The sequence below is a fragment of the Edaphobacter aggregans DSM 19364 genome (genome assembly GCF_000745965.1).
Lineage (GTDB): Bacteria > Acidobacteriota > Terriglobia > Terriglobales > Acidobacteriaceae > Edaphobacter > Edaphobacter aggregans.
In genome coordinates, this window is sequence record NZ_JQKI01000067.1 from 23,018 (window position 1) to 30,891 (window position 7,874).

6 protein-coding genes and 1 tRNA gene are annotated in these 7,874 nt (G+C 60.7%); 3 read left to right on the forward strand and 4 right to left on the reverse strand.

The window, feature by feature from the left end:
- Positions 1-98 precede the first annotated feature (98 nt).
- Both Q363_RS21065 and Q363_RS21070 read left to right on the forward strand, forming a co-directional pair.
- Positions 99-2,471: a transglycosylase SLT domain-containing protein gene (locus Q363_RS21065; RefSeq protein ID WP_035354460.1), complete on the forward strand. Its 2,373-nt coding sequence runs from the start codon at positions 99-101 to the stop codon at positions 2,469-2,471.
- Between the two features lie 321 nt (positions 2,472-2,792).
- Positions 2,793-3,056, forward strand: coding sequence for a hypothetical protein (locus Q363_RS21070; protein ID WP_035354462.1), 264 nt, complete (start codon positions 2,793-2,795; stop codon positions 3,054-3,056).
- A 30-nt stretch (positions 3,057-3,086) separates the two neighbouring features.
- On the opposite strand, the gene Q363_RS21075 is transcribed toward Q363_RS21070, so the two are convergent.
- The 3 genes from Q363_RS21075 to Q363_RS21085 form a co-directional block, all read right to left on the reverse strand.
- On the reverse strand, positions 3,087-3,806 hold the full coding sequence (locus Q363_RS21075; protein ID WP_157467270.1) for a dienelactone hydrolase family protein: 720 nt from the start codon (positions 3,804-3,806) through the stop codon (positions 3,087-3,089).
- 515 nt (positions 3,807-4,321) lie between these two features.
- The gene (locus Q363_RS21080; protein WP_035354466.1) at positions 4,322-5,578 is read right to left on the reverse strand and encodes an ABC transporter permease; all 1,257 of its coding nucleotides are present in this window, start codon (positions 5,576-5,578) and stop codon (positions 4,322-4,324) included.
- A 4-nt stretch (positions 5,579-5,582) separates the two neighbouring features.
- Positions 5,583-6,839 carry an ABC transporter permease gene (locus Q363_RS21085; protein ID WP_035354469.1) on the reverse strand — a complete coding sequence of 419 codons (1,257 nt, stop codon included), beginning with the start codon at positions 6,837-6,839 and terminating at the stop codon, positions 5,583-5,585.
- Positions 6,840-6,966: 127 nt separating this feature from the next.
- Between Q363_RS21085 and Q363_RS21090 the strand changes: the two genes are divergently transcribed.
- Positions 6,967-7,055 (forward strand) — tRNA-Leu (locus tag Q363_RS21090).
- Positions 7,056-7,144: 89 nt separating this feature from the next.
- Here Q363_RS21090 and Q363_RS21095 read toward each other — a convergent pair.
- Positions 7,145-7,874, reverse strand: a 730-nt coding sequence (locus Q363_RS21095; protein WP_035354471.1) for a transposase, incomplete at its 5' end; no start/stop codon positions are given.

The following is a 7,874-nucleotide window of genomic DNA, read 5'->3' on the forward strand; positions in this document are numbered from 1 at the left end:
CCGCCGGGCGCAGTCTAAACATCGGAGCATCCGCACAGCTTAGAGTAAGAGTGTGGAGGCTCCGCAAGAGATGCGATGGCCGCCGCGAAGTGAGGGCGATGTTGAAGGGTTGCGCACGATTTCAAACTGCAGTTCTGCTTGGTTCTCTGCTGGCTGGTCTCTCGTCGGCGGCGCGCGGCGCCGCGCCTGACGATCAAAAGACCTCGAAGAGCAAGTCCTCCACGACAAAGAGCTCGTCACCCACCGCAGGCAAGTCCTCCACGCAGAAGAGCGGCAAGTCCTCCTCGAAGAAGACCACCTCCAGCAAGACAGCCAAAAGCAAGACCAGCAGAAGCAAAAAATACTCCGCAAAACCCACCGCGAAGACCATCCATCTCACCAGCGTATTCCGCGCCACCGAGCAACTCCGTCCCATGGCCCAGCAGCTGGCCTCCATGCGCTCAGCCGCAGCCTATACCGGCGTGCAAAACTACGCGCACGCGCATCCCGGCGAAGGCGCCGCAACCGCGTACCTCGCCGTAGGCCACGCCTACATGCTCGATCGCCGTTTCAACGACGCCTACGATGCCTTCCAGCGCGCGAAGTCCAGCGGCAATGCGCTCGACGACTACGCCGACTATCTCGGCGCGCAGGCTGCGCTCCAGGCCAATCGCGGCGCCGACGCCTATGCTCTCCTCGACGACTTCGCCGACCGCCACCCCGACAGCATCTTCGTCGCTAACGCACCCATCCTCCTCGCCAACGCCTACATGCAGCAGAGCAACCCTCAGGGCGCGCTCGCCGTACTGCAGCCGCTTGAGGAAACCCAGCAGGCCGGCCACAGCGACTTCCGCTACACGCTCGGCCGTGCCTACCAGCTCGCCGGCGACGTCGGTCACGCCGCTCCCATCTACCGCAGCATCTACGCCAAGTTCCCGCTCAGCTCCGAGGCCCCGCAGGCACGGCAGCAGCTCGACGCCATGGGCGTCCCTCTCAACGCCACCGAGCGCAAGGCCCACGCCGACCAGCTCTTCAACGCCAAGCGCTACACCGACGCCGCGCAGGAGTATCAACAGATCGCGCGCAACGACCCCTCGCTCTCCCAGGCCGACCGCGACTCGCTCGCCATCTACGCCGCCGTCTGCGAGTACAAGCTCAAGCGCATCAGCCGCCGCGACGTCGAGCGTCTCCCCGAGACCGCCGACGACACCGCCGCCGCCAAGTTTTATCTGCTTGCCGAGCTCTCCCGCGCCGAAAAAGATCGCGACGGACACAAGTGGATCCTCGACCAGATGATCAAGCGATTCCCCACCAGCCGCTGGCTCGAGGAGGCGCTCTACTCCGGCGGCAACATGTATCTCATCAACCACGAGTCCGAGCAGGCCATCTACCACTACACGCTGCTCGTCCAGCTCTTCCCGCGCAGCACCTACGCGCCCTCCGCGCACTGGCGCGCCGCCTGGATGAACTACCGCCTGCGCAACTACGCTGAGGCCGCCCGCCTGATGGATAATCAGATCGAGCGCTACGGCGGAGGCATCGAGATCCCCAGCGCCGTCTACTGGCGCGGCCGCATCTACGAGGACGAGGAGCACAACCTCGGCCAGGCCGCCAACTACTACCGCACGCTCTCCGACACATGGGTCAACTACTACTACGCTGAGCTCGCGCGCAAACGCCTCGCCGTGATCGGATCGCAGGCTCCCGCTACGCCGCCCTCGCCCGTCCTCGCCGCCGTCAAGCCACCCGTCATTCCGCCGCTCACCGATGAGCTGCCGGAAAACGAGCCCCACCTCATCAAGGCGCGCCTCCTCGCCAACGCCGCGCTCAACGAGTACATCGGCCCCGAGATTCAGGCCAGCCCCACCTCCGACGAGTGGGGAGCCCTCGGCCAGGCCGAGATCTACAACTCCTTCGGCGAGACCACACGCGCCTTGCAGTCCATGAAGAAGAGCGGCATCTCCTTCTTCGCACTCCCCCTGGACCAGGTCCCCACCGTCTATTGGAAGCTCCTCTTCCCGCGCCCCTACTGGGCCGATCTCGTCTCGAACTCAGAGAAGAACTCGCTCGACCCCTTCCTCGTCGCCTCGCTCATCCGCCAGGAGTCGGAGTTCAACCCCGGCGCCGTCAGCCGAGCCAACGCCTACGGCCTCATGCAACTCCTGCCCTCGGTCGGCAAATCAATGGCGCGCAAGCAGGGAATCAAGCGCTTCAAGACGCCCCAGCTACTGAACCCAACGACGAATCTGCAGCTCGGGACTGCAAATCTTCGCCAGGTGCTCGACCGTTTCGGTGGCCAGCAGGAGTACGCCCTCGCCGCCTACAACGCCGGCGACGTACCCGTCCGCCAGTGGATGTCGATCGGCGACTACAAAGACATCGCCGAGTTCGTCGAGTCCATCCCCTACACCGAGACCCGCGAGTACGTGCAGGCCATCCTGCGCAACCGCCTGATCTACCAATCGCTCTACGGCTCACGCGCAAGCAACTGACCCGCGCCGCCACAATCGTTATCCGTCGCCCGCCCGTCGCCGTCATTGTGACCCTAGCGCAGCCGAAGGGGAAGAATCGCAGTGGTTCGCCTTCGCGCCGAAGCTGTCCAGTTAAATCCCGGTTTTCCACACCTCCGAACCACATCGGAATCCCGGTACTAAAGCACCATTGACACCCCGGCCATTTCCTATATTCTGTGCACCATAACTGGTGCAACTTCCTACCCAAAAGGAGGACCCTCCGCAGCACGGCACTTCAGTCCCGCGCACCTCTCCCGTGCGACCCGAACCATCTCAACCCAAAAGAACGATGAGGCAAGCATGAGCGCTGAGTTGAACTTTCTCGAAGTATGGATCCCGGAGCAGATGCAGCCGGGTACGTTGTTCGTCCTGGATCAGAGCGAGTCGATGGGCAAAGCCGACAACCCATACATGGCCATCCTCGCCTGCCCCTCCTGCGGATCGCTGGGCCTCATCACCCGCCAGCAGTGCGCTGGCCTCGAGGCAATGATCTGCGGATCGGACACATGCTCAGCCGAATACTTCCTCGCCGATGGCAGTATCTGCTACCGGCAGCCAAGCTGAAATCGTAACGCCGACTCCATACGCCTCAGCTCAGTGCGTAGCTGAGGTCTGCTCTCCTTTTGCGAGGTACTGCCCAAAGAAGGAGAGCGTTCGTTGATCGGCATCATCCAGGGCCTTCCCGACGAACCCATGCCCCTGATCGGAATAAAAGTGATGGTCGCAGTGAAGCCGCTTCATCTCACAAAGCTTCACGAGCTGTTGTGCATTCATGATCGGGATATTCGTGTCGCGCTCTCCATGAAGGATGAGCAGAGGCGGCATGCCCTTCATCTGGTAAAAGAACTCGTCAGGCAGGCTTCCGTACCACTCCGCGATCGCGTCCACCGCCACCTTCTGCGATCCCGCGGCCAGCGCCACCGACGACCCCAGCGAATACCCCACAACGAATACCTTTCGCGTCGCGGGCTGCCTCTTGCACTCCGACACGAAATCAGCCGCGACCTCCGCCCATCGTTGATAGTTACCCGGCGTGGGCGAGGTGGAACCGGTCGCATCGAAGTAGTGCGGCATCAGCACATGAAAGCCATGAGCTCCGAAGAAGCTCGCCTGGTCCCGATACAGCGGAACCGATGGACCGCTGGCGCCGTGCAGGATGATAAGACAACCCGCAGAGCTCGCGCCAAACTCCTCATAAGCCACCTTGGCTCCCGACGTAGAACGGAGGCTCTTTGTGTTCTGGCCTCCAGCCGCTCCCACGAAGACCACGCTTCCCAGTAGGTAACAAAACGCGAGTGCACGAAGAGACCGCATCTTCACCTCGGAAAATCTCCGCCGTATGCTAACGGAACGCGCTGCCTACGGGCCAGCGGTGAGTCGACTTGTATCGCTGGGCGAGCCCAAAATCTTGATTCCCGGCCCGAGCTTATGCGCGTGGGGAGCGGCGTCAAGGGTCAAGATGAACGCCAAAAAACGGCGCCCTTGACCCCGCTCCCCACGACCGCGCCTTACTTCGCCCTTGACACCGCAAACGTCGTTAGAGATGTCAAGCCCCTCGCGTGTGCTTCTGACCAGTCAATAAACTGAATCGAAAACACTTAAGCCCAAAAAAATAAACTCCCGGAAAGCGCCGATTAATTCCCTTCGAATCCCTACAAGAGAAGTAGATAGAGATAGGCCGTACGCCCGCGTCCGGCCTATCTCTTTTGGAATCAAGATTTTGATAGGTAAGTTATTTGTTTCTAATATTTTACATCAACTAAATCTCGTATCTGATTGCAGTAATTAGGTTTATAGGAATACCCCCGGGGGGGGGAGGGTTCTTCCGGCTACTCGTGGCGCAGCGCCACCACTGGATCCATCCGCGCCGCCCGCATCGCCGGCAGAAGTCCCGAGATGATCCCGACCGCACCAAGAATGAAGAACGAGACCAGCATGATCGTCGGCGACGCGCGCAGCACGATGTCGCCCTCATGGTTGGCCGTCTTGTAGATGTCCGAGTACAGCGGCATCGGCGGAATCAGGTAGCCGACGATCACCGCAAAGATCATGCCGACGATACCAGCGATAAAGGTCAGAACAAGGCTCTCGATCAGGAACTGGATCAGGATGTCGCGTCGCCTCGCGCCCACAGCTTTGAGCAGCCCGATCTCACGCGTCCGCTCCGTCACCGAGACCAGCATGATGTTCATCACGCCAACGCCACCGACACCCAGCGTCATCGCTCCAATGATGCCGAGGATCAGCTCAAGCGCCGTCGAAAACTGCATGATCTCCTGCGAGTCCTCGACCGTGTCCCACGTAGGAGTCGCCTTGTCGTCCTTCGGATCGAAGTGATGCCTGCTGGCCAGCACGCTACGAACCGCCTGGATCGCCTTGAGGTGCAGATGCGGAGAGCTGGGTTGAAAGACGATGCTTCCTGGATCGCGCTGGTTGGCTAGCAGGCGCATCGAATCGAAGGGAACGAAGGCATTCTCGTTGTCCGGGCCGTTGTTCGATGCGTCCTGAATCTTCGTCGCGAGCACGCCGATCACCTGAAAGACATGGCCTTCGATCTGCACCGATTCGCCGACCGGAGGATAACCATTGAAGAGCTTCTGTGCCGCGTGCGGCCCAAAGATCACCACCTGGCGATGCTCGGTAAAATCGCCTGGTTCGAAGTAGCGGCCCTCTTCGACGTTCAGCTTGCGCATTCCGCCATAAGGCAGATCGACTGCCTTGGTCGAGATGTTCACCACCTTCGGCCCGTACTTGAAGCTGAAGCCGTCATCGCTCTCAGAACTAACCGCGGTAAGGAAGGGAACCGCATCACGCACTGCCTCGGTGTCGCCGTCCTTGAACTTGATGCGCTTGCCCGACCGTTCGCCGCCGGCCTGCATGCTGGTCTGTCCGCCCCACATCATGATGACGTTGTTGCCCAGGCCAAGAAAGCCGTTCAGCACCTCACGGCCCAGCGAGTCCCCGTAACTCAACAGCAGCACCACCGTCACCAGTCCCCAGACGATGCCAAGCATCGTCAATCCCGACCGCAGGCGGTTGCGCAGCAGCGAGTCGATGCTTTGCCGGATGATCTCTCCCAGGTTCACAGCTCTACTCCGATCTCAGGCATTCGATGGGACTCAAATTGGCGGCTCGCAGCGCGGGATATGTTCCGGCGAACAGCGTGATGACCGTCAGCGTAGCCAGCGACGAGAACACCGCAACCGGCGAGATCACCGGATGCGGAACGAAGTCTGGCAGAGGAACGAAACGCAGCAGCAGGCAGACTCCCACGCCGCACACCAGTCCGCCGATGCCGCTGACCAGCGTGATAATGGCCGACTCGACGAGGAACTGCCGCTTGATGTCGACTGCGGTTGCTCCCAGCGCCTTGCGCACACCGATCTCACGCGTTCGCTCGGTCACAGCGACCAGCATGATGTTCATCACGCCGATGCCGCCCAGCGCCAGCGTCAGCAGAGCGACGGCGCCGAAGAACAGCGTCATCACGCCGAAGATGCGCTCGGTGAACTTCGAGCCTTCGAGCGTGTCCCAGATCCACAACGCCTCCTTGTCCTCGGCGCTGTAGTGGTGACGCTCGGCGATGATACGCTTCACCTGGTCCAGCGCCTTCACGTGCAGATCGGGCGAAACCGGCTCGACGACGATGTTGTTCACGTATCCACGCGTGATGCCTGGCCGCTCCGGAGGAGGAAAGTCGCGCGCCATCGCCGAGTACGTCGTGAAGAGCTGCGTGTTGTCCGGCCCGCTGCCGTAGCTTCCGTTCTGCTTCTTCTTGGCAAGCACGCCGATGACGATATAGCGATAGCCGTTGACCATCAGGGGCTCGCCGATGACCGGCTTGCCGGGAAAGAGCTGCCGATTCGCCTCGGCTCCGAGGATGATGACGCGCGCGCCGTCAGCCTCGTCACGCTCATTCATCAACCGTCCCTGCTCGACGGTGAGCGAGCGGAAGCGCTGATACTCAGGCCAGACGCCGCGGATGGGCCGATTGGCAGCGTTCCATTGGCTCACCTCGGAGACGCTGCGCCGTAGCTCCGGACTAACCGTCTTCACCAGAGAAGCCTTCTGCTGAATCGCAATAACATCGTCGATGGTGAGCCGTATGTCGCGCCCGGCCGCATAGCCGCCCGCCTGCATCCCAGTCTTACCGCCAAAGATGATCGCGATGTCAGTCCCGATGGTCTTGAGATGCTCCTTCTGGTCGAGATTGAAGCCGATGCCAAGCCCTACCAGCAGGATCACCGAGGTGATGCCCCAGACGATCCCGAACATGGTGAGGAAGCTGCGGAGTTTGGTCTCCCACAGCGCCGCGAGCGTCTGCTTCAGAATCTCTCGAATAGGCATAAGCCTCGAACCGGCGGGATCGGAAACCGCCACCGGACTATACGCACAGCGCACACCGGCGGTTCCCGCGCGGACAAAGGCCAGCAATGGGTTAGCATGAGATAGAAGCCGCAGTCGTTTGGAGCAAGCCCGGATGGTGAAATCGGCAGACACAGCGGACTTAAAATCCGCAGACCTTAACCGGTCGTGGGGGTTCAAGTCCCCCTCCGGGCACCAGAAAATAAATAACTTATAAGAAAAATCTCTCATCCGCCACGCCAGCGGCTCTCTCTCTCTCTCTCTCTCTCTCTCTTTAGAAACTCTCTTTAGAAACTCTTTAGAGTGGAAGCGGCCATGCGTAACGCAGTGGCGGCACGGTTCTGGACGTGTCTGGTCCCCCGGCGGAGCACTTTACCGCCGGTAATCTGGTTGTCCGGACACAAGCCCAGGAAGGAAGCGAAGTGAGCCTCGGTGGGGAAGCGGCTCATATCGATACCGACCTCGGCGATGATGGTTTGCGCGGTCATGATGTTGATGCTATCGATTTGAGTGAGGTCAGTGCCACTGATGCGGTATAACTCTCCACGCACATCAAAACTGGTCGGAGCATTGCTGCCGGCTCTCTTGTTGGGCTTTGCTGCGGGCGGTTGGCTACCGGGTTCCACCTTGTCATTGAGGGTCTGCAGATGGGCCGCCAGGGCTGTGTCACATTCAGTGATCTGCTGCTGATAGATCTGATAGAGATTCCGCTCTTGCTGCAGAATGAACAATAGTTCCTTGCGCCAGTTGCCTTCCAGGCTACGGGCAATTTCCTCCCCGGTTGCGTGTATCCGCGGATCGGCCAGATCAGCCAGCTTGTATCGGTCCCGCTCTCCATTGAGAATCGCCTGGATGATGGCCATGCCCGTCAGGCCGCTGATATCGCTGATCACGTTGGCCAGCTGCACGTTCATCTCGGTAAGTACCTTCTGCATCCTTTGAATACACGCCCCCGCTGCGGCCACGTGTTCGCCCCGTTGCCGCCAATAGGCGCGCAGTACGCAGATCTCCTCCGGC

Excerpts from the sequence above, each read along its gene's own strand:
- Q363_RS21065 (WP_035354460.1), top strand. The coding sequence starts at position 99 with ATGTTGAAGGGTTGCGCACGATTTCAAACTGCAGTTCTGCTTGGTTCT.
- Q363_RS21075 (WP_157467270.1), bottom strand. The coding sequence starts at position 3,806 with ATGCGGTCTCTTCGTGCACTCGCGTTTTGTTACCTACTGGGAAGCGTG.
- Q363_RS21085 (WP_035354469.1), bottom strand. The coding sequence starts at position 6,839 with ATGCCTATTCGAGAGATTCTGAAGCAGACGCTCGCGGCGCTGTGGGAG.
- Q363_RS21070 (WP_035354462.1), top strand. The coding sequence starts at position 2,793 with ATGAGCGCTGAGTTGAACTTTCTCGAAGTATGGATCCCGGAGCAGATG.